Here is a 26,578-nt window from a genome sequence, read left to right on the forward strand (position 1 = left end):
AATGCTATATTATTATCTAATATGCAAAACATCATACTTTCTTATTTTACAGCTTTTGTTTTAATTCTTCAACTAATGTACTTAATTTTACAGTAATTTGCTCTGATGTTTTCATATTTTTTAATGTTGCAGTATCATTTTTAAGCTCATCATCGCCAATTACTATTGTAAATTTAGAATTTATCTTATCTGAATATTTAAATTGTGCTTTGACACTTCTCTCTATATGGTCTTTATCTGCACTTATATGATTTTTTCTCAATTCTTTTAATAGGTTAAAGCTTTTTGTATTTGCTTCTTCTCCTATTGTTACTATAAATATGTCTGTAGACTGTGGATTTTCTATTTCAATACCATTGTTTTCAAGTGTAAGTAAAAGTCTTTCAATTCCTAATCCAAATCCAATCCCACTTATACCTTTTGGTCCTCCTAGTTGCTCAACAAGACCATCATATCTACCTCCACCACATACAGTACTTTGCGCTCCTATATCATTAGATATAATTTCAAAGGCAGTTTTTCTGTAATAGTCTAGTCCTCTAACTATTGTTTTATCAACTACAAAGTTTATATCCATTTCATTTAAATATTCTTGTAATTTCGCAAAGTGAGTCTTGCAATCATCACATAAATGGTCTGCAATAAATGGTATATCCTTAATATTTTCCTTACATGTAGGATTTTTGCAATCTATAACCCTCATTGGATTTTTTTCTCTTCTTTCATTACAAGTTTCGCATAATACATCTGCTTTTGAATCAAGATATTCTTTTAATAAAGCATTGTATTCTTTTCTACAAACTGGACAACCAACTGAATTTATGCTTACTATTAAATCCTTTAGCCCAACTTCATTAAAAAATTGAACAGCTAATGCTATTATTTCAGCATCCATTGAAGGAGTGTCACTTCCAAGTGCTTCTATACCAAATTGATGAAATTGTCTTTGTCTTCCAGCTTGAGGTCTTTCGTATCTAAAACAAGGTGTAACATAAAATAACTTAGTTGGCTGAGTATCTGCATACAATTTATTTTCTATAAATGCCCTTACTACACCTGCTGTTCCCTCTGGCTTTAATGTAATTTCTCTGTCTCCTTTATCTTTAAAAGAATACATTTCTTTTTGAACTATATCTGTAGTATCTCCAACACTTCTTTTAAAAAGTTCTGTATGTTCAAATATAGGTGTTACCATTTCTTCATATCCATATAAAGCACATATTTCTCTAAATTTATTTTCTACATAACTCCATTTATAAGCCTCTTTTGGAGTTATGTCTTTAGTTCCTCTAGGAGCTTTAGTCAACATTTTTATATACCTCTTCTTTCTTCCTTTTTATCATTTCATCTACTCTTGCAATGTATTGTTCAACGTTTTTTACATTTTCTACTCTTTCAATTCTATCTTCATCTACATAAACAAATTTTGATATAGCACCTGCACCTAATGCATAGTTACTTTGCTTTTCCTCCATAATTTGTATATTGTAAATGCACTCATATCCTTCTTTAGCATAACCTATATTTTCTAAATTGCCTAACATATGTTTTTGTCTGTACATATAATATGGGTTTAATCCCATATCTTTTGCATACTTCATTGATAAATCTATCATTTTTACCATTTCTTCATACTGTGTTAGGTGTTCTTTATACATATCCATATTTATATTCAAGTTAGATGCTCTCTTTATAGCTAATGTGTGAACTGTAAGACTTTCAGGAGAAAGTTTTTTTATTTCTTCCAATGTATTCCTTACCATATTTAAGTCCTCATCTATAAGACCTAAAATTATATCCATGTTTATATTATCAAATCCCATTCTACGAGCCATATTAAAGCAGTCTACTAAGTCAGAAACCTTGTGTTCTCTTCCAATTTTAACTAAAGTCTCATCATTCATAGTCTGAGGATTTATGCTAATTCTACTTACATTGTGTTTTTTTAATACTTTTAATTTTTGCTCTGTAATGGTATCTGGTCTACCCGCTTCTACAGTGAATTCCTTGATTTTAGTTAAATCTAATTCACTAAACAATGAATTTATAAGCAAATCTAACTCTTCCTCATCCAATGTAGTAGGAGTTCCCCCACCAATATATAAAGTTTCAATTTCTTTATTAGTATCCTTAATAAGCTTGGCAAATCCCTTGATTTCTTCAATCAATTTATAAACATATTCTCTTTTCAAATGCCCAAATTGCTTTAATGAGTTTGAAGGAAATGAACAATATACACATCTAGTTGGACAAAATGGAATACTTACATAAAGAGAAATTTTATTTTTATCTATAGGATACATAAATACTCGCTCTCTTTTGGCTATTTCAAGAGCTAAATCTATTTTCTCATCTATTATAAAATAATTATCTTTTAGAATGGTTCTTATGCTATTACCATCTAGGTTTTTATCCATTAGATTGTGGACAATTTTGACTGGTCTAATACCAGTCAAAATTCCCCATGGAACATAAGAATTAAATATTTGCTTAAGCACTATAAACATGCTTTTTTTGATGCTTTCTTTACATAGTTTTTTAAAGTTTCTCTTACTTTCATTATCTAACTTATTCAAAAACTCTTCAATTGATTTGCTATTATCAAATCCATTTAAAAATTCAAGATTTATATTTTCTATATTTTGTATTGATTCATACTTCAAGTTTTCATCTTCATAATACTCAGTACTTGAAAACAAGACTCCATTTTCATAAATCAACCTATTTATTAAATACATTGACTCCATGTTATTACCACATTTATCAGAGTCATTAAATTTAAATTCATTAGTAAACAATTTTATAAGTTCTGCTACTTCATACTTATAATCATGTCCTTTTAAAAAAACATATAACATCAACTTAACTCCTTCTATTTAACAGTAGAAGAACCCCATCTCTAATACAGTTATTAAATATTTGATACATTATTTAATACTAATATAAAATTACATATAAGGATTTGTCTTCTTCTCAACCCCTAGAGTACTAGCTGGTCCATGACCAGGATATACTCTAACAGCATCTTCATATTTACATAATTTCTTAAGCGATTTTTCCATTTGATGAAAATCTCCACTATACAAATCAGTTCTACCAATACTTCCAGCAAATAAAGTATCTCCTGTAAACAATTCATCTTCAACTCTTATACACATACACCCTTGTGTGTGTCCTGGAGTGTGTAAGAAAGTCATTTTTAATTCACCAAGTTCAAGCTTGTCTTTATCATTTACATATATATCTGCATCAAACTCTTGTGCTCCACATCTCATTGTATAACTTAGATTTTTATTTTTATCATTTAATAATTCTTTTTCATCAATATGTGCAACTACCTTAGCACCAGTTTTATCTTTAATATCTTTAACATATCCTATATGGTCTCCATGTCCATGAGTAAGAATTATATATTCGATATTTAATTCATTTTCTTTTACAAAACTTAGAGTATCTACTAAACTTCCACCTGGGTCTATAACTGCACATTTTTTAGTTTTTTCATCACCTAATACATAAGTATTTACTCCAAAATAACTATCTACAAATTTTTTTATAACCATTAAAGTTTTCCCCCTTAAAAAGATTTACTTGAGTCTAATAGTATTGTTACTGGACCATCATTAGTTAATTCTACCATCATATGAGCCGCAAATTGACCTGTACCAACTGTTACACCTTTATCTTTTGCTTTTTTTATAAACTCTTCATACAGATTATTTGCAAGTTCTGGTTTGGCCGCATTACTAAATCCAGGTCTTCTTCCTTTTCTACAATCTCCATATAAAGTAAATTGAGATACTACTAAAAGCTCTCCACCTATATCCATTAGAGATAAATTCATTTTATCATCTTCATCTTCAAAAATTCTCAGATTCAATATTTTGTCAATCATATAATCTACATCACTTGATTTATCATCATGAGTCACTCCTAATAATACTAGTAACCCTTTATTTATTTGACCTATAGTGTTTTCATCTACTGTAACTTTAGATGAAGATACTCTTTGTACTACTGCTCTCATAGTTTCCTCCCTATTATTTTAACTCTAATTTGTCATTCTATAAATACTTTCTACACCAGGAATTGCTTTTAATTTTTTCATTAGAATTTTTAATTCCTCTGTGTCATTAACTTCTACAAGTAAGTTTATACTTACAATGCTATCTTTACCTTTTCTTGCATTTATTCCATTTAAACTAAGTTTATCCATTGCAACAATATGAGTTATTTCATTAACAATTCCTCTTCTGTCAACAGCCTTTATTTGAATCTCTGCTTCAAACTTACCTTTGCCTGCTGAACTCCATGAAACTTCTACCAATCTATTTTGGAAGAAATCCCCATTATTGTTTGCATTTGGGCAATCAGCTCTGTGTATAGCTACTCCCCTACCCTTAGTAATATATCCTACAATTTCATCTCCTGGAAGAGGATTACAACACTTAGCAAATCTTACTAAGATATTATCAAGCCCTTTTACTATAATTCCTTGTGATGCGTTTTTCTTTCTCTTTTTACTGTATTCTGTTTCACTTATATTGTGTTTATTTAAATCTTCTTCTTGTATTTGTTGTTCTTTTTTAACTTTTTTAACTTCTTTTAAATATAAGTCTTTTACTTTAGATACAACTTGAGATGACATTATACCACCATAACCTACAGTAGCAACTAAATCCTCAACACTTGGCTGATTAAATTTCTTAGCAACTAATGCCATATATTTTTCAACAAGAGGGTCTTTCTGTGGTATATCATGCTTCTTAAATTCTCTTTCTAATATTGTATTTCCACGGTCGACATTTTCTTCTCTTCTTTCTTTCTTGAAAAATTGTCTAATTCTACTTTTAGCATTTGGTGTCTTTACTATATTAAGCCAATCTCTACTTGGCCCATTAGAATTAGATGATGTAAGTACCTCTACAATATTACCATTTTGAAGCTTATAATCAATAGGAACTATTCTTCCATCAATTTTAGCTCCTACACACTTATTCCCTACATTTGTATGAACTCTATATGCAAAATCTATAGGTGTTGATTCTGCTGGTAATTCAATTACATCTCCTTTTGGAGTAAATACGTAAACTTGACTATTAAATACATCTTCTTTAAGTGCATCCATAAACTCTTGTGGGTCTTTCAAGTCTTTTTCCCACTCCATCATTTGTCTCAACCACTGAAGTTTCTCTTCAACTTTTGATTCTTTACTAGAAATACCTTCTTTGTATTTCCAATGGGCCGCGATACCATTTTCAGCTATGTTATGCATTTCATGAGTCCTTATCTGTATCTCTAAAGGCTCTCCATCAGGACCTACAACAGTAGTATGCAACGATTGGTAGAGATTTGGCTTTGGCATTGCTATATAGTCCTTAAATCTGCCTGGAATAGGTCTCCATAATGTGTGAACTATACCAAGAACTGCATAACAATCCTTTACATTATCTACTAGTATTCTTACAGCTGTTAAATCAAAAATTTCTTCAAAAGTCTTGTGTTTTTTTTGCATCTTTCTATAAATACTATAAAAATGCTTCGGTCTACCATATACATCACATGGTATACTTAAATCTTTAAACTTATCTTTAAGAAGTTCAACAATTCCATGTATATAATCTTCTCTTTGACTTCTCTTCATTGATACTCTATCAACTAAATCATAATACCCTTCTGGGTCCATAAATCTCAGTGCTCTGTCTTCTAATTCCCACTTTATCTTAGAAATCCCTAATCTATGAGCTATCCCTCCATAAATTTCAAGTGTCTCTTTTGCCTTATATTTAGCTTTCTCTGGAGGCATATATTTTAAGGTTCTCATATTGTGCAATCTATCAGCAAGTTTTATAAGTATAACCCTTATATCTTTCGCCATTGCCAAAAACATTTTTCTTAGGTTTTCAGATTGAGTTTCTTCTTTTGAACGATATTTTATTTGACCAAGTTTTGTTACTCCATCAACTAAATCCGCTACTTCTTTGCCAAATTCTTTTGTTATGTCTTCATAGGTATATTCCGTATCTTCTACAACATCATGAAGTAAACCAGCTGTTATAGTTTCAATATCTAATTCCATCTCTATCAAAATATTTGCTACTGCTAATGGATGAATAAAGTATGGTTCCCCAGATTTTCTATATTGTCCTTCATGCGCTTTTTTTGCAAGATTATAGGCTTTTTCAACCATCTCAAAATTTGCATTAGGTGCATAAACTTTTATTTTTTCAATTATTTCTTGTAATTCTTTATCATGCATATAACCACCTATTTTGTATAAAATTTTAATATATATGAAAATAGTTGGTGCTATACCAACTATTGTAAAAGTACTAGTATTTTATAAGAGAATTAACATTATAGTTAGATAATTTTTCTCTCCCATTTAAGAATTCTAGCTCAATTAAAAATTGCATAGAAACTACTTCTCCACCTAATTTTTCTACAAGCTTAGCAGCAGCTTCCATAGTTCCACCAGTAGCCAATAAATCGTCTACTATTGCTACTTTTTGACCTTTTTTAATTGCATCTTTATGTATTTCTAAAGTATCCGTACCATACTCTAAGCCATACTCATAACTTTCAACTTCTCCTGGTAACTTTCCAGGTTTTCTAATTGGAACAAATCCTACTTCTAAAGCATACGCTACAGGTGTACCCATCAAAAAACCTCTTGCTTCTGGCCCTATTACTAAATCTACACCTTTATTTTTTAGTTCTTCAACTATAGAGTCTACTGCATATCTAAATGCCTCTCCATCTTTAAATAGAGTAGTAACATCTTTAAAATCTATACCTGGTTTTGGGAAATCATCAATATTCCTTATAAAGTTTTTTAAATCCATGGGAAACGCCTCCTAATAACTGCTATTATATTGTTTTTCTAAATTTTTTAGATTATTGAGTATTAAACTCTCATTTAAATCTAATTTTTTCTGTGGTTTTGGCAATATTCTTATGAGTACAGAATTTTTTTCATAATTTAAATTAAAGTCAAGTAAATTTAATTCTCTAAACACATTCAATATCGTAAAAAACTTTAATGGAATTACATTAAAAGTTCCCTTTATATTTACCATATCCAAATCAATTTCTTTTTTTGTGAGTGCTTGCTTATAAATTGTTATAAATTCATCTCTTGATGGAACTATATTACTAACTACATTCTTTAAATATAATAGGTCTGTTTTATTATAATATTTTATAATTTCACTTTCTTCTCTTTTATTCTCATATATATACGAATATTCGCCTTTATTGTATAAATAATCATAAAGAATAATATTATTATATCTTTTTAAGTCTATTTTATCAATATTAGGAGAAAATATAAGCTCTAATTTATCAGTATTTTTGCTAATATCTTCAATAATATTGTAATTTATCTTAAAATCTAAATCTACAAGTGATATATCCGAAACTGCTCTATAAAATCCATTTATGGAATTCGATATTATTAATGTACCTTTTTCAAAATAATCAAATATATTTATATCAGTATTTCCATCGAATAAATCAAAATCAGATACAGATATATTATACAAGCTTTGTGTATCTTTTGGTATTATTTTTGACATTAATTTCAGTGAAAGTTTGTCACTACTTGCACTTTTAGGTCGAGCTAATCTTATATCTTTAAGTAAAAACTGTACTTTTCTATTTCCCATATAGTTATTTTCATCTAACTGAAACAATACATCTACTTTATCTCCTACTTTATACAATGAATTTAAATGACTCATGTTAAATCCTATACATTCATAGCTTTTTTCTTTTTCTATACTTAATTTTAGATGTTGTTGGTTTTTTCCTATAACCTTTAAATCTTTTAAAATATAATTTCTAACTATAAATCTAGGATTTGGATTATTTAATCCAAAAGGCTCTAACTTATGTAATTCTTCTACAAGATTTAGATTTATTACATTTTCTTGTAGTTCAAATTCAACATTCACATTCTCTATCATATCATCTTCAGTTAAATTATAATTTGCAAATTTGTTTATTTCATTTGCTAAAGCTTCCACATTATCTGAATTTAAAGATAGCCCTGCTGCTTGCTCATGACCACCAAACTTAGTCATTAAGTCCTTACACTTTACAAGAGCTTCAAATACATTAAATCCTTTTATAGACCTTGCTGAACCAGTAGCTTCTCCATTTTCTATGCCTAAAAGAATTGTAGGTTTATAGTATTTTTCAGTTAGCTTAGATGCTACAATTCCTATTATTCCATGTTGCCAACCTTCTTTAGCTAAAACTAAAACTTTATCATCATTATATCTGCTATTAGACTTTAACATTTCTTCAGCTTCATGATACATCTTAGCCTCTATCATCTGTCTTTCATTATTTTTCTCTTCTAATATATTGGCTATTTCTATAGCTTCTTCTTTAGATTGAGTGGTAAACAACTCAACACCTAAATAAGAATATCCTAATCTACCTGAAGCATTTATTCTAGGTCCTATTGCAAAACCTATATGAGAAGAACCTATTTTATCACTTTCTACACCACAAACTTTTATAAGCTCTCTTAATCCAATATTTTTGCCTTCTTTCATTGATTTTAAACCATTTTTTACAATTATTCTATTTTCGTCTATAAGTGGTACAATATCACAAATAGTTGCCAATGTTACTATTTCTAAATAATCATACATACTAGTTTTAAATTCTTCTTTTGGAGTTAATGCTTGAATCATTTTAAATGCTACACCACATCCACATAATGAATCGAATGGATAATTACAATCTTCTTGTTTTGGATTTATTACTGCAAAAGCTGGTGGAATCTCGTTTTGACATTCATGATGGTCTGTTATTATAACATCTATACCCAAATCATTCGCTATATTAACCTCAGATACCGATGTAATCCCACAGTCAACACTTATAATCAGGTCACAACCTCTAGAGCTTATAAGCTTAATAGCTTCTTCATTTATACCATATCCTTCTTCTAATCTATTTGGGATATAGTAATCCACATGATACCCTATACTTTTAAAATATATACATAAAATAGAAGTAGATGACACACCATCAACATCATAATCTCCATAAATCCAAATTTTTTCGTTATTTTCAATAGCTGATTTTATCCTATCAACAGCTTTCTGCATATCTTTCATTAAGAAAGGGTCCCTTAAATAATCTAAAGATGGATTCATAAATATTTCTGAATCTTTTTCAGTATATATTCCTCTATTTTTTAAAATTTGGCAGATTTCCGGGGAAATATTAATTTTTTTGCTAAATTCACTTTCCTCTATCTTACCTTTATATTTCAATATCCATTTTTTCAAATTCAACTCCCCCTAATCCTTTTTATATTTTGACCTAACACTCCTTATAACTAGACAAAGTCCTATTATAAAAGATATAAAGAAACCTCCTATAGCAGTAAACTTTATCCAAATATTATTTTCTATATTTGGAGATGCAATTATAAGGGAAGAACCCACTATAATTGATGCTAACACTAAACTTAGTGATATTTGAGACGTTAACTCTAATATGCAATTTTCTAATTTTGTCATTTTTACGTCTTCAATTTGCATTTTTATATTATTTCTTTCTACATTCTTTAAGATTGCTTTTAGCTGTTTTGGAATAGTTTTTATATCGAGTAATATTTCTTCTACATTTTGTCTTGAACTTAAAACGACATTTTTAGGATTAAATTTACTCTTATAATGATGTTTCATAAACTCTTTTCCCATAGAACCAAAAGAAAACTCTGAATTTAAAGTTCTACTTGTTCCTTCTAATGTTATAACAGTCTTAGCAAGTGTCACAAACTGTGCAGGCATGACTATCTTATACTGCCTAAAAAATCTAAACAGTTCATTTAATATATCTGTTACATTTATTTTTTCTATAGAAATATCATAGTAATAATGTATTAGATAAAGTAAATCCTGTCTAAGACCTTTAATATCTGCCTCTCCATTTAACGCATCCATTTCTATTAACAAGTATATTATCTTGTCGACATTCTTTTCCACTCCTGCTAATGCAATTTCATTTAATTGATTCAGTGTTTTATTGTCAATAATTCCAATCATTCCAAAATCTATATATGCTATCTTGTTTTTAGCAACTACAAATATATTACCTGGATGTGGGTCTGCATGAAAAAATCCATGAGACAATACTTGTGTAAAAAAAGACCTTACTCCTATTTCAACAATAGTTTTTGTATTATAACCTAACCTATTTATTTTTTCTACATCACTTAATTTTGTACCATTGACCTTCTCCATTACTAAAATTTTCTTAGTATTATATTCTGGATATATTTTAGGTATATATACCTCATCACTATTTTTAAATATTCTAGAGAATTTAGTTGCATTTATAGCTTCAAAAGTATAGTCAAGCTCTCTCATTAATTGAGTTTGAAATTCTTCAATCATTTGTACTAAGTCTAAATTAAAATCCTTTTTTAAATCCTTTAGAGTATTTGCAATCGTTCTAAGAATTTCTAAATCAGATTTTATTATTTTCTCTATATTTGGTCTTTGAATTTTTACAATTACTTCTTCTCCAGTTCTAAGAACACCCTCATAAACTTGGCCAATCGAAGCTGCTGCAATTGGTTCTTCTTTAAACTCTAAAAATATTTCTTCTATACTTAATCCTACTTCTTCTTTAAATATCTCAATAGCTATATTTGAATCAAATTTCTCTACATCATCTCTAAGTTTTGATATTTCATCAATTATATCTTGGTCTAATAAATCTTTTCTTGTACTTAATATCTGTCCTATTTTTATATATGTAGGCCCTAGCTCTTCTAAAACTCTTTTTATTCTCTCACCAGTTGTCATATTTTTTATTTCTTCTGGAGGGTCAAACAGTGGTATTTTATAAGCTATTCCTTCTATATTTAATCTTTCTACAATAAAACTAAAACCATACTTTATTAAAACATATCCAATTTCTCTATATCTTTTTAAGTTTCTATAACTTATTCTCAAATATTTTCACTCCTAAAATAGGTATACCCGAAAACTTACACCTTAATTTATCTTATATAAGACATTATTTTACCAATTTATATACTAATGTCTTATATCCTCTTTAATATTTAATTTTATCACATATACTAGTAATTTTATTAAAATTATTTAACTCAGTTAATTTTTATTTTTGACATTTTATACCTATCTTAATCAAATACTTTTTGAAAACTAAAATATCAGCTAACTTTAATAAAATAAATTAGTGGTTGCCTCAAAACAGATTTAAGTATGTTTTGAAACAACCACTCTTTAATTTAATATTTTTGATTTTGTGCTGCTTCTAGATACCATTTATATGATTCATCAATATATCTTTTATCTTCCTCTGTAAGTTCTCTAACAACCTTACCAGGAGAGCCCATTATTAAAACACCTGGTGGGAACTTCTTATTAGATGTAATTAATGTACCTGCTCCTATCAAAGTATATTCTCCTATTTCAGCATTATCCAATATTATTGAACCCATACCAATCAAAACATTGTCACTAATTTTACAACCATGAACTATTGACCTATGTCCAACTGTTACATTGTTACCAATTATAGTATCTGCATCTCCATGTACTATAGAACAGTCTTGTATATTAGTATTTTCTCCAATAGTTATTGGACCTTCATCTCCTCTAACTACTGCATTATACCATACACTTGAATCCTTACCTATTTTGACATTTCCAATTATGTCTGCTGATTTTGCCACAAATACACTTTCATCAATTAAAGGTTTATCTTCCAAATAATCTCTAATCATATATAAACAACTCCTTTAAAATATAAATTTAGTTAGTTGCTCCTTCTAACATTAACTTTGCTTGTATCATTATAGAGCACTCTGTACGTTTTCTTTGCATTTCACATCCTAATTCATATGGCTTTGATATGTCATTATTAAAGTTTATTGCATTTGCATGACATCCACCTGAACAGTAAAACTTATTCCAACATTGTTTACAATCTTCTTTAGTATATACATGAGCTTCTCTAAACATATTTTTTAAACTTTCTGGAAGTACAATTTCTTTATCAAATATATTTGCCATTTTAAATTCTTCATTTCCAACAAATTGATGACATGGATATATATCTCCATTTGGAGTTACAGAAAGATATTCATTTCCAGCTCCACATCCAGTTATTCTTTTTATTACACATGGTCCTTGATTTAAATCTATCATAAAATGGAAAAACTTAAATCCATCGCCTTGTAATTGTCTATCTGCATACTCTACAGCAAACTTTTCGTACTCTTCAAATATCTTAGATAAATCCTCTTCTCTAAGTGCATATGGATTACTTTCATCTCCAACAACTGGCTCTACAGATGTTAATTTAAATCCTAAATCTGCAAAATGCATAACATCCTTAGCAAAATCCAGATTATCTCTTGTAAATGTTCCTCTTATATAGTAATATTTATCTTTTGCTCTTTTTTCCACAAGTTTTTTAAATCTTGGCAATGTAATATCATAACTTCCTTTGTCATTTAAAGTTGGTCTCATATTATCATTAATTTCTTTTCTTCCATCTAAACTCAAAACTACATTGTGCATATTTTCATTTATATAGTCTATAATCTCATCATTTAATAGTACACCATTTGTAGTTATTGTAAATCTTATATTTTTATTATAATCTTTTTCAATACTTCTACCATAATCAACTAACTGTTTTACAACTTCAAAATTCATCAAAGGCTCTCCACCAAAGAAATCTATCTCTAAATTTTTTCTAGTGCCTGAGTTAGCAATCAAATAGTCTATTGCTGCCTTACCTACCTCAAAGCTCATAAGTTCTTTTTCTCCTCCAAAGTCACCTTGAGCTGCAAAACAATATTTACATTTTAAATTACAATCATGGGCTACATTCAAACATAAAGCTTTTACCACAGGTTCTCTATGTACAAAACTTGGATGATATTGATATGTATCTTCTGTATATAAAAGACCTTCTTTTTCTAAGTTTGATATTTCTTCATATGCTTCATTTATTTTTTCTTCTTGATATTTAGATTTTAATATATCTAATACTTCTTCTTTACTTTTTTCTTTATAAAAGTCTAATAAGTCGTATGCAACATCATCTAATACATGAACAGCTCCACCATTCACATCTAAAACGATATTATATCCATTCATAGAAAATTTATGTATCATACTCATAACCTACCTCCTAAATTACTATCTATACTAAAGTTTTTTATTGTTTTAATTAAACTTTACCCTTCATTATATCATAAGTTTATCTAAAATACATACAATACAAAAATGACTTACTACTCGTAAGTCATTTCATTGGATACACTACATCCCCCTAAATTGGCACAATAATACACCATCAAATATATATTATATGCCTTAAAATAAAATTTATATCTAATCTTTATATAGTTTTAACCTTATTAAAATATAATAATTTCTTTTTATAATAATTTTATATAATTGCTTCTATTTAATTTATCTTCTTTAAATTCTTAATTTCTTTAGGAACTTTAGGTTGATGTATAATCCATGGACAAGTACTATTAGCTGACAAGATGGCAGTGCTAAGTGCTAATGAACTAGCAAACTTCATAAATTTTACAAAAAACTTCTTCATAACTTAATTCTCCCTCACACATATTTTACTTAAATTCTTAGCTTTTAATTTCCCTAATACCAACATTATAAAAATCCAAAACATAGCAAATGCGCTATATATGAAATAATCTACAAATACATTCAATAAAAAGCTTAAAACTGTCATTAATAATATTATTGTAGATACAAATACAGCAACTTTTTTGTAAGTTAACTTTTCTCTATCACTTATAGGATTACTTCTATGTTCTATTGGACAGAGAATACAAATCCCAACCCAACTAATGCTTGCAGTAACCATAATGATATTTTTAAATAAGTATAAATTTAGATTTTCTATAATTAATATTGTAGACAAAATTATAAAAACAAAAGTCAATAGGCACCTAAAATAATTGTCTGCATGATACCCACCTGAAAACTGTCTTATTGGACAGTAACACATTAAAAAAAACAATATATATGTAAATTTGCCAAATAAAAAACCTATGAGCAGCATGGTCGTTACATTAACTATAAAAGCTATCAATATTTCAAATCCATAAGAATAAACTTTTGATTCATTATTATCTATCATATTATTACAAATTAAAACAGATGTCATTTTATCAGCAGATTTCTTAAACATTTTTACCTCCAAAAAAATTTTACATACATAGAATACCTTCTTTTTTGAGAAAATTCAATATACTTTACAAAACTAGTTGCTAAAATTGTAAAACTGGTCAAAAAAAGACCTATATAAGTCTTTAGATATTCTTTATATAACAAAATAATTATAATAAAATACTTTTACTATTTTTTATATACATAAAAACACCTAACTTATTACTATAAGCTAGGTGCCTTTACATATATTTTTCTATATATTTCAACTTTGTTTTTGTTTTACATATTGTAGTGCTTTTCTATTCTGTTTTACTGCTTCCAAGCAAATTTTTTCTGTTTGATTATCAACAAATTCCAAAGCTCTATAGTTTTGTCTTACTGCTTCTAAACATACTTCTTCTGTTTGTTTCTTTACATATTTCAACATTCTGTAATCTTGCTTCACTGCTTTTAAACAAATTTCTTCTGTCTGCTCTTTCACATATTTAAGAGCTTCATAACTTTGATTTACTGCTTCTAAGCAAACTTTTTCTGTTTGTTTCTTTACATACTGTAAAGCATTATAATTTTCTCTTACTGCCTCTATACACATTAATTCTGTCTGATTTTCTATATATTTAAGAGCCTTTCCATTTTGTTTTACTGCTTCTACAAAAACTCTTTCTGTTGGAACTTTTACATAGCTTAATATTTCTTTTATTTGAAGTTCTTCAAATGAATCTTTTATTGCCTCTATACATATATCTTCTGTCTGTTTTTTTACATATTGCAAGACTTTCCCATTTTGTCTAACTGCTTCTATACATATATCTTCTGTCTGTTCTTTTACATATTGTAGTGCTCTTCCATCATTTCTAACTGCTTCCATACATATATCTTCTGTCTGTTTTTTTACATATTGTAGTGCCATATAACTTCTTCTAACTGCTTCTATACATATTTTTTCTGTCTGTTCATTTACATAATACAATGCAAAATCATTCTGTTTTACTGCTTCTATACATATTTCTTCGGTTTGTTCTTCCACACAAGGTAGAGCACTATAGTTTTCTTTTACTGCTTCTAAACATATAGTTGAAGTTTGTTCTTTAACATAAGCTAAAGATTTTCCATCTTTTTTTACTGCTTCCAAACATATAGTTGGAGTTTGCTCTTTTATGTCTTTAAGTATTTCTGCAACATCATTTTTTGATGCCATTTCTATAAATGCTAGACATACATCTTCAGTCTGCTCTTCTACAAATTTAAAAACTTCCATAACATCATGAGTAGATGCATGTTTTATAGCCTCAATTAGTACATTATCAGTCTTATCATTTATGTAATATAAAGCTCTGTAGTTCTGTTTAACGGCTTCTATACAAATATCCTCAGACTGATTTGTTATATACTTAAGAGCTTTGTATGTCTGTTTAACGGCTTCCATACATACCCTATAAGTCTTATTTTTTACAAACTCAATTATAGTCCCATCCTGTTTTACTGCTAGTAAACACATTTCTACTGTCTGATTTTCTATGTCTTTTAATTCTCTGTAATCATTTTTTACTCTGCTTAAGTCATTTAAATGTACTTTATTGTCTTGCTTTAAACTCTCCTCATTATCCTCTATATCATCCTCAAATTCTTCATCATCTAAATAGTCATCTTTTTCTGGTAAAAATATAGATTTAATTTTATTTTTTATATCCATAAAATTAACCTCCTTTAATACGATTTTATCATTAAAGTAAATCGTTTTTAAGTATTTATTTAATTAATTTTATATTAAGTTCCTTTAAAAGTCTATTCATTGTCGACAGATTATATTTTACATTAATAAATTTATTTTACATATGTGGGGTAATAAAGTTAATAGTGGACATTTTCCATCCCATTAGTATACACTATTTATATTTATTACTCATTTATAGTGATTTTTTTCAAATTTTTTATTATTTACTATATCATAATTATCCAATTTATGATATTATTTAAATATAATATAAGTTTTATAAAGTATATTAAATATATTATAAAGATGGAGGTCGAGTAATTTTGAAAGGAAACATAGTACAATTTAATTTTGCAGATATAGAGGAAGAAGTATATTCGTTAGATTATGCCATAGCATGGAATACAGACGAGGAAAACGTAAGCATAATCCCATTTACAAATAAATTCTGTAAAGAATCTATAGAATCTTTTTGTCTAGGTAAGATTGACAACTTTGTTGAAATATTAAATGAAGGATTTGTTGAAAATCATCATTATGTGCATTTAGATAAAATAATCAATGTCCCTAAGAAAAAGGTTAATTTAGTTTATCAACAAGACACACATGGTTATCTTTTAAGAGATGATAATAATGACCTTATTCCTGCAAAAATAACTTCAGAACAATCTAAATCCATATCAAATAAGATGGAGTTATTCTGTGCTGGTGAAGAAAAATGTTTAATCAATATATTACTAAAGGCTGACCCATCATATATTTTAGATGTAGATAGTATAAAGGATAAGAACATTTTAAACTTAGGTTATGAGTCTATTGATAGATACAAAGAATACAATTTTGACGATGATAAGATTTTAATATTTTTTATAAATAAAAAGCGTTACTCAGTAATTATGAAAAAAACAAATAATTCTAATAATGATTTAACTGCTAGAAATAATGCTATTAAAGAATTATTTACTACTAATGCAGCAAGTCTTAACTAGAATTACAAGTTTAGCTCATATTACCAATTAAATTAATAATAGTATACAAAATGGGAGTAGATAATTCTACTCCCATTTATTTATAATAAACAAATAAATCCATAAACCCATTGAGTGATTATAATTTTTAGATTGTGTTATCTTGCATTTTTAAATTTAAGGTAACTTTCTATTCTAAACTTTAATCTCTATATCAATATCATCAACTGTAACCACTTACAATTAAATCTTTAATAATCAAACTTTAGACTATCTATATTAAAACTCAAATTAGATTCAGGATTTATTTGGATATCACATTTATTTTATTAACTTTTATTTAATTATCCTTTATTTATAAACTTAGTCTTCCCTTAATTCTATTATTAAATACTTTTAATTATTTTTCAATACAATATTAATTTTTAACAATATTTATTTTAGATTTATTTTGTAAAGCCAGACACTTTCCACACTCCCTTTTCATTTACAATATCAATATTAATATCTGAGAAAGTTCCTCTTCCAGTGTCACTCATTATATCATTACCCCCAAATATAACATTATAACATCTCTTATCATTTTCTTTTAAATCAATCTTTTCCATATATACAATTTTATCATTATTAATATAATCTGGTAAATTCATCCCAAACTTAGTATCATTAAAAAGCTTATGATTATCCAAATTAATGAAGAGAGTACTTATCTTACTTTCTACATCCATAGTAGTTAATAAAACCTTTGTATTATTTTCTTTTATAGCCTTTATATACATTTTTATTAAATCCTCATTACTTAACTTTGATACCTCTATATATAAAGAATTTGACTTATCTATACAATTATCATCTACCCATGTATTTAAGTCTTCTTTTGTCACTTCCTTAAAACTATGTCTTTTTAAGCTAATAGCATTCCCTTCATGCCTTCCAGAATCAATATACGCACCTACAATTTTTCCTTCATACCTTATTATTATACCTCTAGTACTTAATAGAGTATCTTCAAGTTCATCTGATAGCGGTTCATTTAAATTATATATCTCAGCAGTAATCTCTTTTGATTTTAAGTTTGAAAAATCTAACCCTATATCTTTAGATAGCTCTATATTATATGCCCAGTACATCATCTCTACTGTATCTTCTGATGAATACTTAAAATTATTTGGAATTGTTTTTTGTTGAGATGATATTAGAAAACTTGGTGTCCAGTTATACTTTTTAAAAAGTTCATTTACATCATTAGGTACTTTTGAATATTGAGGTCTAAATTCTTCAAGTGATGATATTAATCTAAAAAAATCATGTGGTACATTAAATTTTTCATTATCATATTCAATCTTTCCAATATTATGTATACTATCATATGAGTAATTTATAATTTTTTGTTCTCCATCACCATTATAAAAATTTATACTCTGACTTTTTAATATAATCTCATTCCTATCTTCACCATCATAATACTCTACATTATTTAAATAGTTTAATATTTCATTTATTAAATGTTTATCTGAAATTAAAATTGGCTTATGCTCTTTTTCTTGGCTAATCTTATTGTAAATTTCTATTTTTTTTGTATCTTTTAAATCTAAATATACTTTTTTATCATGTTTGTTACTTATTAGGTTGTTTTGTGTATTTAAATATAATATTATAGAACTCAAAATGAGTATAGCTATGATAAATACCTTTGTGTTTTTACTTTTCAAATTGTATACCTCCATTAAATATTTATTAGATGCAGACTATATTATTAATACCAAACCATAAATATTATAATATCTTAAATTATACAATAAAAAAGCCATAGTATATAGAACAAACTATGGCTTTTACTTATTCATTAAATAATTTTTTACTATCTATAATCTACATAAATAAGTATTTATATAGATATAATTTAATAATTACATATTAAAACTAGTTTCAATATATTTCTTTATTTCTTCAGCAGTACCCATATTAAGTACCTCATCAGCTAATTTTTTCATATCGGCTTCTTTAACTGAAGTTATTAATTTTCTAGCAGGAAGTATTGATATTGGAGACATAGAGAACTCATCTAATCCCATACCTAAAAGTATTGGTATCATTTTTTGGTCTCCAGCAGATTCTCCACACATACCTGCCCATTTACCTTCTTTATGTGCATTGTCTATAACAGTCTTTATAAGTCTTAAAACAGCTGGATTAAATTGATTATAAAGATAGCTTATTTTTTGATTCATTCTATCAACTGCACAAGTATATTGAATTAAGTCATTAGTTCCTATAGAGAAGAAGTCTACATGTTTAGCTAGTACATCAGATATTACAGCAGCAGATGGCACTTCTATCATCATACCAATTTCTACATCTTTAGCGTAAGTTATACCTTCAGAATCAAGCTCTGCTAAAACTTCTTTTACAACTTCTTTAGCTTGTAATAATTCTTCTAAAGAGGAAATCATAGGGAACATGATTCTTAGTTTTCCATGAACACTTGCTCTGTATAAAGCTCTTAATTGAGTCTTAAATATATCTTTTCTGTCTAAGCAAAGTCTTATTGCTCTATAACCTAAGAATGGATTCATTTCAGGTTCCATGCTTAAATAACTTAATTCTTTATCTCCACCTATATCCAATGTTCTTATAACTATAGGTTTTCCATCCATTCCTTCTAGTACAGCTTTGTAAGCTTCATATTGTATTTCTTCAGTTGGGAAAGAATCTCTGTCCATGTATAAGAATTCTGTTCTATAAAGACCAACACCTTCTGCATCATTCTTTATTAGACCTTCTATATCATTCGGAGTTCCTATATTACCAGCTAATTCTACATGCTTTCCATCTAAAGTCACAGATGCTTTTCCTTTTAATAACTGTAATGCTTTTCTCTCTTCTTCATATTTAGCTTTTAACTCAGTATATTTATTTATAGTCTCTTCATCTGGATTAACGATTACTTCACCAGTATCTCCATTGAAGACTACAAAATCTCCATCCTTAACATTTGAAGTTATATCACTTAATCCAACGATTGCAGCTATTTCTAAAGTTCTAGACATAATAGCTGTATGAGAAGTTCTTCCACCTATATCAGTTAAAAATCCTAAAACCATTTTTTTATTCATAGTTGCTGTATCTGATGGAGTTAAATCATGTGCTATTAATACTACTTCTTCACTTAAAGCAGATAAATCAACAACTTTAATTCCTAATATATGTCTAAGTATTCTATTTGTAACATCTTTTATATCTGCTGCTCTTTCTTTCATATATTCATTGTCCATAGACTCAAACATACTAACAAACATCTCTTTTATTTCATTTAAAGCATACTCTGCATTTACATTTTCAGTTTTAATCTTGTCTATTGCAGAACCAATTAATTCTGGGTCTTCTAAAACTAATAAATGTGCTTCAAATATTTCTGCCTCTTCTGCTCCTAATTCTTCAGAAGCCTTTTCCTTAACCTTTATTAATTCTTCTTTAGAAACTGCAACTGCATTTTCTAATTTAGCAATTTCCGCTTCAACATTATCTATAGATTTTTTTTCAATTACTAATTCACTATGCTCAACTACTAACGCTTTCCCTAAAGCAACACCTGGAGAAGCACCTATTCCTTTGTAAGCCATAACCCTACCTCCTAAAAAATATCTTCTGTATTTTCATACTAAATTTATGATTAAAAATATCTTATTTCATATTCTAAAATATTTGTATTTTCATACCCAGTTAACAATAGTCTTAATCTTCTGATTAAATAAACATGAAAGTAACAAAGAAATTAAATATCTACAAATGTCAATCTGTATATGTTTAATGCTTCTCTGTTACTTTTACTTTAAGTAATGATTAGATTATAAATATCAAACTTAAAAAAATTATTATATCTACTCTCCAAATCCACTTTCAACTAATTCAACCATTGCAGCTAAAGCTACTTCTTCATCGTCTCCATTTACAACTAACTTTAATTCTTCTCCTTGAGCTAAACCTAAACTCATTATTCCCATTATTGATTTTGCATTTACAGTCTTGTCTTTTGCTACAACCTCTACTGTTGATTTGAACTCAGCAGCCTTCTTAACAAACATTCCTGCTGGTCTAGCATGTAATCCACTTGCATTTTTGATACTAACTACTTTTTCCATTTTTTAAATCCTCCTATAGACTTTACATTTTATATTTTTTAAAATTGTTTTCCTATTTTTTACTTTAATGGTACTTAGTGGTACTTTTTTGTCCTATGGTCATTTTTTGTTCCCACTAGTGCTACAAAAATATTATACTACTAATATACACTTTTTTCGAGTATAATTACAAATTTTTTTTTGTTTTTTATTTAACTTTGATTTTTTAAGTCTTTTATAATACAATTTGTCAATAATTTTATATTTTTGTTCTTTTTAATACTAATTTTAGGTCTAATTTCAAAATTAGAAGCTAAATTTTTATTAGAATCAATATTTGTATTTACAACATATATAACTTTGTTAAAATCATATAATTTTATTCTATTTATGCTATTTTCTTCAAGTTTTTTTTCATATATACAGTAAAATAAATCTTTGTATGAAAAATTTTTGGGTAAGCCAAGTACTTCACCAAGTTTTGGTATTACACTTTCCATAATAGTTCTTAAAGAAACATCTCTCTTTATATTTAATAAATTACAAATAAATTGCACAGTTTCATTACTCATACTTCTAAACTTATCAAAACAATATTCTTCATTGTATTTATATTCTACATCAAAATAATATTTAATCCCATTACATCTTTCATACGCTTTCATAGTATCTAAGTAACCCAATCGAATATTTTTTTCTACATTGTCTCTGTCTTTATTTAGAGAACCTCCCAAATACTCTGATGGTATTATAGTTTTTATATTTATATTCTGATGTTTATTTAAATTCATTTTTCCAAGAAAATCATCAATCAGCCTAATTACAACAACATCTTCATACCCTTTGTCTTCTAAAAGTCCTATTGGCATATTGTCACAAAACATTCCATCAAGATATAATTTATCATCCATCATATTTGATTGAAAAATAGGCAAGCTAGAACTAGCAATTAAATAATCAATCAATCTCCCTTGTGGCATATCTTCTATATACATTGGATGTGGATTAATCTTTTTATCCCACCACACTGTAACAAGTCCAAAGTCTTTTTTTGATTTTCGTATTATATCTTCATTTAACGTAGTTTCCATTAGTTGTCTCATAGGGCTTATATCTATGCCTTCATTTTTTCTAGCCTTATTTATAAGTTCAATAAGTGCATTGATATTTTTAGTAGTGAAATCTACATTTTTAAATTTCTCATAAGTATCTTTATCCATATTCATAAAGTGAGTATAATCGTAGTTTAACCAAATATCTTCCATTACTTCAATATCATTTTGAATTATATATGCTCCATTTAAAGCACCAATTGATGTCCCAGTTACTCCTTGGAATTCTATTCCAAGCTCTCTTAAAGCCTTATATGCCCCTATTTGATAGGCACCTTTTGTTCCTCCACCTTCTAAAACTAATCCTTTCATATTATCACCTACTATATTAAAAACGTTTCTGATTTCTATTTCTCAGCAAATATTAATTCAAAAAACTATTTTTAGTTATTGGAGAAAAATAAAATTGTACAAATTTATTTTTATTTTATCAAAAAACCATTTAAAAGTATATATCTTTAATGTTTTTTATATGGTTAACTTTTTATTCAAAATTTAGATAAATAATTAACATACCGTGATTTTCTTTATATCTACAGATGCTTATATACCCAAAGAATTCATTATTAAGTTATCCATTTTTATCTGCAATCTTTCTACCTTTTCTTTATCCACAGAGTTGTTTAATAAAATTGATATTATTTCCTTTGACAAACTTTCTATCTCTTCATAATTATTATCTCTAAAAATTCTTATCTTCATAACCTTATTAGGATAGTAATCGTATATGTTTTTACTCATCTTTTTAGCAGTTATTTTAAAGTATTTATCATAAATGCTAGAATTTAAGATTCCAACTAGATATTCATATGAAAATTTATCTAAATATTCTTCTTTTATGAAAAAAGAATATACATCTGCACTTGAAAAGTTATTATCATAATCTATAGCAAATCTATTTTCTTTTGATTTATAAGGATACATTATTTTTTTTCTTTCGAAGAAAAGCTTTTCTCTTCCCCATTGAAGTTCATACCATTTCCTTATTCCATTTTTACATTCTCTTCTGTTTTCTAGCTTTGACTTGTATATTCCTATAATCTCATCAAGTATTTTCTTATTTTTTTCTTCATCTTCTATATCATTTGAATATATTAACCTATATTCACTTTTATCTACTATATATTTATTTATATTTTTACTTTTTATCCAACACTTTAAAAATTTATCATCCACAAGGTTCAATTTTACATCATTTTTACTTAAAATAAATGCCTTATCACAACCTGTGATTATTCCTTGAAAACTTATTGCTATATCTTCCAAACTATAGTTGCATTTTTCTTGTATCTTATTATAAAAAATTCCATCAGCTTTATTTACAAGTATCCATTCATCAGACAACAAACTTTGATTTATACTAAAATAATCAAAGTTACTACTATTTAAAAGTTCTTCTAGTGTTTCAAATTTATTTATACATATATCCTCATTTTTTATTTTAAATACATCTATTGATTTATCTTTTGATTTTTTCTTATCAAAAGTAAGTATACAACTAGATACCCCTATATTTTTAAATATATTTGCACCTAAAAAATCTACTACTTCTTTAACTCTAACATTTGATTTAATATATTCTCTTAAATCTTTACCTGATAGACTTTCTAAAAAATATCTTGGAGTTATAACACTACCAGTTCCTCCTTGTTTCAAAATGTCTATAATCTTTTTATAGAAACAAAAATACAAATCAGCTTTATCTTTATAAACTTCACTGTATTTTTCTAGGAGAAATTTTTTATATTTCTTTTCAAGTTTTTTATGACCAATATATGGCGGATTACCAATTATATAATCAAACTTATATCGCCAGTTCTTTTTAAGGCTATCACAACAAAATAGATTAATCTTTATATTAGATTCCTCTAAGTCATTTATTGCCTTTTTGTTTATTAAGCTGTCTTTTAATATATTTATAGCTTTCTCATCAATATCAGCACCATATATACAATAATTTAATATATGACTGTGTATATTATCAACAGTCCAATAAGCCTCATCATACTTCTCTTTTAATTCATAGATATTTTCCTCGAATAAGTCATATAAAATATCGTATACTTCCAAAAGAAAATTTCCACACCCACAAGAAATATCGAGTATTCGTGGGTATGGATTTTTAATTATATCGTGATTTTTTAAAGTTTTTTTTACAATATAATCGACAATGATTTTAGGAGTATAGTATATTCCACTTGCTTTTTTAGTATCTACATCTAAACTATTCTCATACTCTTTAGACAGTAGAAAATTATCTTGAGATATATCATCCATAGCTGAAAACCTCCAATTATTATCATAGCTGAAAATTTATTATTCTAGTATTTGTCTTATAGATTTTCTTGATAAAAGTTTATAGATTTCTTTTTCTATTTCTAGTAACTCGCGATTTACTTTGCAACCTTTTAAGCAATTACTGCAATTGGATACATATCTCGTACATTTATTTATATATATTTTTCCATCAATTAATTCTACAATAGTTCTTAAACTTATTGTATCCAATGATACATTTAACATGTATTTCTTGCCATCTTCTTTATTAAGAGTAAGTACATTATTTGCACAAAGTTTTCTAAGAAGTTTATACAGTGTTAGTATTGGTATATCTTCACTTTTTAATATTGTTTTAACATCTATTGGATTATCTTCTCCATTATTAAATATAGCTCTTATAATTCTTATTGAATAATCTACATCTTCTGAAATCATTCTTCCGCCTCCTCAACTGCCATGTATCTATCTAAATGAGTATCTTCTAGATTTACATAATTTCTGTCAGTAAGAATTCTTTTATAACTAATCTCATCTAAAGGTTTAAAATATATGTAACCTTGTATTAAATTGCATCCCATTTCGTTTAAAACTTTAACCTGCTCCATATCCTCTACACCTTCACATATAACAGTTAAGTTCAAATCTTGTGAAAGATTAACAATTGCTTTTACCATAAACTTTGTCTTTGTATTTGTAACTATATCCATTATAAGCGACCTATCAATTTTTATAACATCTAGTGGTATCCCCTTAAGATTAATAAAATTCGAGTTGCCTACTCCAAAATCATCTAATGATATATCTATACCTAGAGATTTAATCTCATAAAGCCTCTCACTTATAAATTTTACATCTCTTAGTGCTGTTGTTTCTGTAACTTCTATTTCTATGAGTTCTTTAGGCACATTATATGTATTAAACATTGATTTAAAAAAATCTACTAAATCATTTTTGTATAGTTCCACCCTGGAAAGATTTATTGAAACTGGTAAGACATTTATACCTTCTGAAATCCAATTATCAATAGTAACAAATACTTCTTGAATTAGCCATCTACCAATATTATTTATCAGACCACTTCTTTCAGCTATAGGAATAAACTTATTTGGTCCAACCATACCTAAAGACGGATGTATCCATCTTATTAATGCCTCTGAACCTATAATTTTACCTGTACTCGAATCAACTTTGGGTTGATAATGGATTACAAATTCCTTGTTCTTTATAGCTAAGAATAAATCTTGCTCTATTTTCATAAGTGATTGTATTTCTTCTTCCATTGCAGAATCAAATTCTACATATTCTATATGCTTTAGTCCTTTTGACTTAATCCTTGCCATATCAGCATTGTCCATAGCTTTTTTTATATCAACTTTATCATCATTAAATCTATAAATTCCAATTGATGCCTCAACATTTATATTCATTTTAAAACTATCAATCTGACTTAATGTCACAATTTTATTCCTAATGAGATTTACCAAATAAGGAATCTTTTGTTCTCTGTCTTCAAGCTTTATTATTAATATAAAAACATCGCTTTTTAGTTTTCCATAAATAGCCTCTTCACCAAAATAACTTTTTAGATTGCTTGAAATATTATCTAATACTTCATCCCCTAACTCATAACCATATATATCATTTATAAGTTTAAGTCTACATAAATCAAAACAAGCCATAACACAGTTTTCTTTCTTATTGCTAATAATATAATTTTGAATATGTTTTAAAAAGTTCTCATCCTTAGTAATATTCATAATCTTATCTGAATTATTTACTATTTCTAAATTAATTTTATCCTCATATAGCTTGATTTTAAGATACGAAATAAATATATTTATAGTAAATAATATTAATAAAAGTAAAATTAATACCTTTATATCTATCCCAACATGCTTTGTGAGTAAAACTATTCCCAAAATTCCGATTATGATAAAAATTATTTTATTTAAACTGTAAATTTTTGTCATACTATTCTTATTCATATAAATTCCCCTATATTATTTTTAAATTATCTTACAATCAAACTTTTTCTATATTAATTATAAAGCACAATTGATAGTAAATCAATGTAAGTTAACATCACAAATAAATAACTATGTTATATTAAATTTACTTTCTTAAATTTCATAAATATTTACTTTCTTAACAAAAAAACTATGAGATT

At 27.2% G+C, this 26,578-nt stretch carries 21 protein-coding genes; 1 reads left to right on the top strand and 20 read right to left on the bottom strand.

The window, feature by feature from the left end; genetic code table 11:
* Positions 1-46: 46 nt before the first annotated feature.
* The 13 genes from hisS to ACTG46_RS15110 all read right to left on the bottom strand — a co-directional run bounded on the left by hisS (position 47) and on the right by ACTG46_RS15110 (position 15,909).
* On the bottom strand, positions 47-1,309 hold the full coding sequence (hisS, locus tag ACTG46_RS15050; protein ID WP_074178822.1) for a histidine--tRNA ligase: 1,263 nt from the start codon (positions 1,307-1,309) through the stop codon (positions 47-49).
* Positions 1,299-2,858 (bottom strand): coproporphyrinogen III oxidase, encoded by a 1,560-nt coding sequence (locus ACTG46_RS15055; protein ID WP_479923086.1) that lies wholly within the window; start codon positions 2,856-2,858, stop codon positions 1,299-1,301. Before ACTG46_RS15055 ends, hisS begins: the two co-directional genes overlap by 11 nt.
* A gap of 90 nt (positions 2,859-2,948) precedes the next feature.
* Positions 2,949-3,563 (bottom strand): MBL fold metallo-hydrolase, encoded by a 615-nt coding sequence (locus ACTG46_RS15060; protein WP_054271316.1) that lies wholly within the window; start codon positions 3,561-3,563, stop codon positions 2,949-2,951.
* Positions 3,564-3,577: 14 nt separating this feature from the next.
* Complete coding sequence (dtd, locus tag ACTG46_RS15065) at positions 3,578-4,027, bottom strand: D-aminoacyl-tRNA deacylase (protein ID WP_021385652.1); 450 nt, start codon at positions 4,025-4,027, stop codon at positions 3,578-3,580.
* Positions 4,028-4,051: 24 nt separating this feature from the next.
* Entirely contained in the window at positions 4,052-6,259 is a 2,208-nt protein-coding gene (locus ACTG46_RS15070; protein ID WP_054271318.1) for a RelA/SpoT family protein, read from the bottom strand.
* Positions 6,260-6,332: 73 nt separating this feature from the next.
* Positions 6,333-6,845 carry an adenine phosphoribosyltransferase gene (locus ACTG46_RS15075; protein WP_284182274.1) on the bottom strand — a complete coding sequence of 171 codons (513 nt, stop codon included), beginning with the start codon at positions 6,843-6,845 and terminating at the stop codon, positions 6,333-6,335.
* 12 nt (positions 6,846-6,857) lie between these two features.
* Positions 6,858-9,308, bottom strand: a complete 2,451-nt coding sequence (gene recJ, locus ACTG46_RS15080; RefSeq protein WP_479923087.1) for a single-stranded-DNA-specific exonuclease RecJ — start codon at positions 9,306-9,308, stop codon at positions 6,858-6,860.
* Between the two features lie 12 nt (positions 9,309-9,320).
* Complete coding sequence (locus ACTG46_RS15085) at positions 9,321-10,985, bottom strand: ABC1 kinase family protein (protein ID WP_479923088.1); 1,665 nt, start codon at positions 10,983-10,985, stop codon at positions 9,321-9,323.
* 299 nt (positions 10,986-11,284) lie between these two features.
* Positions 11,285-11,782 carry a gamma carbonic anhydrase family protein gene (locus tag ACTG46_RS15090; protein WP_054271322.1) on the bottom strand — a complete coding sequence of 166 codons (498 nt, stop codon included), beginning with the start codon at positions 11,780-11,782 and terminating at the stop codon, positions 11,285-11,287.
* A 28-nt stretch (positions 11,783-11,810) separates the two neighbouring features.
* Positions 11,811-13,190: a thioether cross-link-forming SCIFF peptide maturase gene (gene scfB / locus ACTG46_RS15095; RefSeq protein WP_479923089.1), complete on the bottom strand. Its 1,380-nt coding sequence runs from the start codon at positions 13,188-13,190 to the stop codon at positions 11,811-11,813.
* 289 nt (positions 13,191-13,479) lie between these two features.
* A complete protein-coding gene (locus tag ACTG46_RS15100) occupies positions 13,480-13,626 on the bottom strand; it encodes a cyclic lactone autoinducer peptide (RefSeq protein WP_054271324.1) in 147 nt (48 codons plus the stop codon).
* 3 nt (positions 13,627-13,629) lie between these two features.
* Positions 13,630-14,235, bottom strand: coding sequence for an accessory gene regulator ArgB-like protein (locus ACTG46_RS15105; RefSeq protein WP_054271325.1), 606 nt, complete (start codon positions 14,233-14,235; stop codon positions 13,630-13,632).
* A 243-nt stretch (positions 14,236-14,478) separates the two neighbouring features.
* On the bottom strand, positions 14,479-15,909 hold the full coding sequence (locus ACTG46_RS15110; protein ID WP_479923090.1) for a DUF4116 domain-containing protein: 1,431 nt from the start codon (positions 15,907-15,909) through the stop codon (positions 14,479-14,481).
* Between the two features lie 344 nt (positions 15,910-16,253).
* Between ACTG46_RS15110 and ACTG46_RS15115 the strand changes: the two genes are divergently transcribed.
* Entirely contained in the window at positions 16,254-16,919 is a 666-nt protein-coding gene (locus tag ACTG46_RS15115; RefSeq protein ID WP_054271327.1) for a hypothetical protein, read from the top strand.
* Positions 16,920-17,344: 425 nt separating this feature from the next.
* Here ACTG46_RS15115 and ACTG46_RS15120 read toward each other — a convergent pair whose 3' ends face one another.
* The 7 genes from ACTG46_RS15120 to ACTG46_RS15150 all read right to left on the bottom strand — a co-directional run bounded on the left by ACTG46_RS15120 (position 17,345) and on the right by ACTG46_RS15150 (position 26,396).
* The gene (locus ACTG46_RS15120) at positions 17,345-18,610 is read right to left on the bottom strand and encodes a DUF4830 domain-containing protein (protein WP_407814487.1); all 1,266 of its coding nucleotides are present in this window, start codon (positions 18,608-18,610) and stop codon (positions 17,345-17,347) included.
* A 198-nt stretch (positions 18,611-18,808) separates the two neighbouring features.
* Positions 18,809-20,521: a phosphoenolpyruvate--protein phosphotransferase gene (gene ptsP, locus ACTG46_RS15125; protein WP_479923091.1), complete on the bottom strand. Its 1,713-nt coding sequence runs from the start codon at positions 20,519-20,521 to the stop codon at positions 18,809-18,811.
* 258 nt (positions 20,522-20,779) lie between these two features.
* On the bottom strand, positions 20,780-21,040 hold the full coding sequence (locus ACTG46_RS15130) for an HPr family phosphocarrier protein (RefSeq protein ID WP_054271330.1): 261 nt from the start codon (positions 21,038-21,040) through the stop codon (positions 20,780-20,782).
* 191 nt (positions 21,041-21,231) lie between these two features.
* Complete coding sequence (locus tag ACTG46_RS15135; protein WP_479923092.1) at positions 21,232-22,443, bottom strand: patatin-like phospholipase family protein; 1,212 nt, start codon at positions 22,441-22,443, stop codon at positions 21,232-21,234.
* 231 nt (positions 22,444-22,674) lie between these two features.
* Positions 22,675-24,408, bottom strand: a complete 1,734-nt coding sequence (locus ACTG46_RS15140; protein WP_479923093.1) for an Eco57I restriction-modification methylase domain-containing protein — start codon at positions 24,406-24,408, stop codon at positions 22,675-22,677.
* Between the two features lie 39 nt (positions 24,409-24,447).
* Positions 24,448-24,846 (bottom strand): RrF2 family transcriptional regulator, encoded by a 399-nt coding sequence (locus ACTG46_RS15145; RefSeq protein ID WP_054271333.1) that lies wholly within the window; start codon positions 24,844-24,846, stop codon positions 24,448-24,450.
* On the bottom strand, positions 24,843-26,396 hold the full coding sequence (locus tag ACTG46_RS15150; RefSeq protein WP_479923094.1) for a putative bifunctional diguanylate cyclase/phosphodiesterase: 1,554 nt from the start codon (positions 26,394-26,396) through the stop codon (positions 24,843-24,845). The genes ACTG46_RS15145 and ACTG46_RS15150 overlap by 4 nt, the downstream gene beginning before the upstream one ends.
* Positions 26,397-26,578 lie beyond the last annotated feature (182 nt).

This window comes from Clostridioides sp. LIBA-7678 (assembly GCF_056716065.1).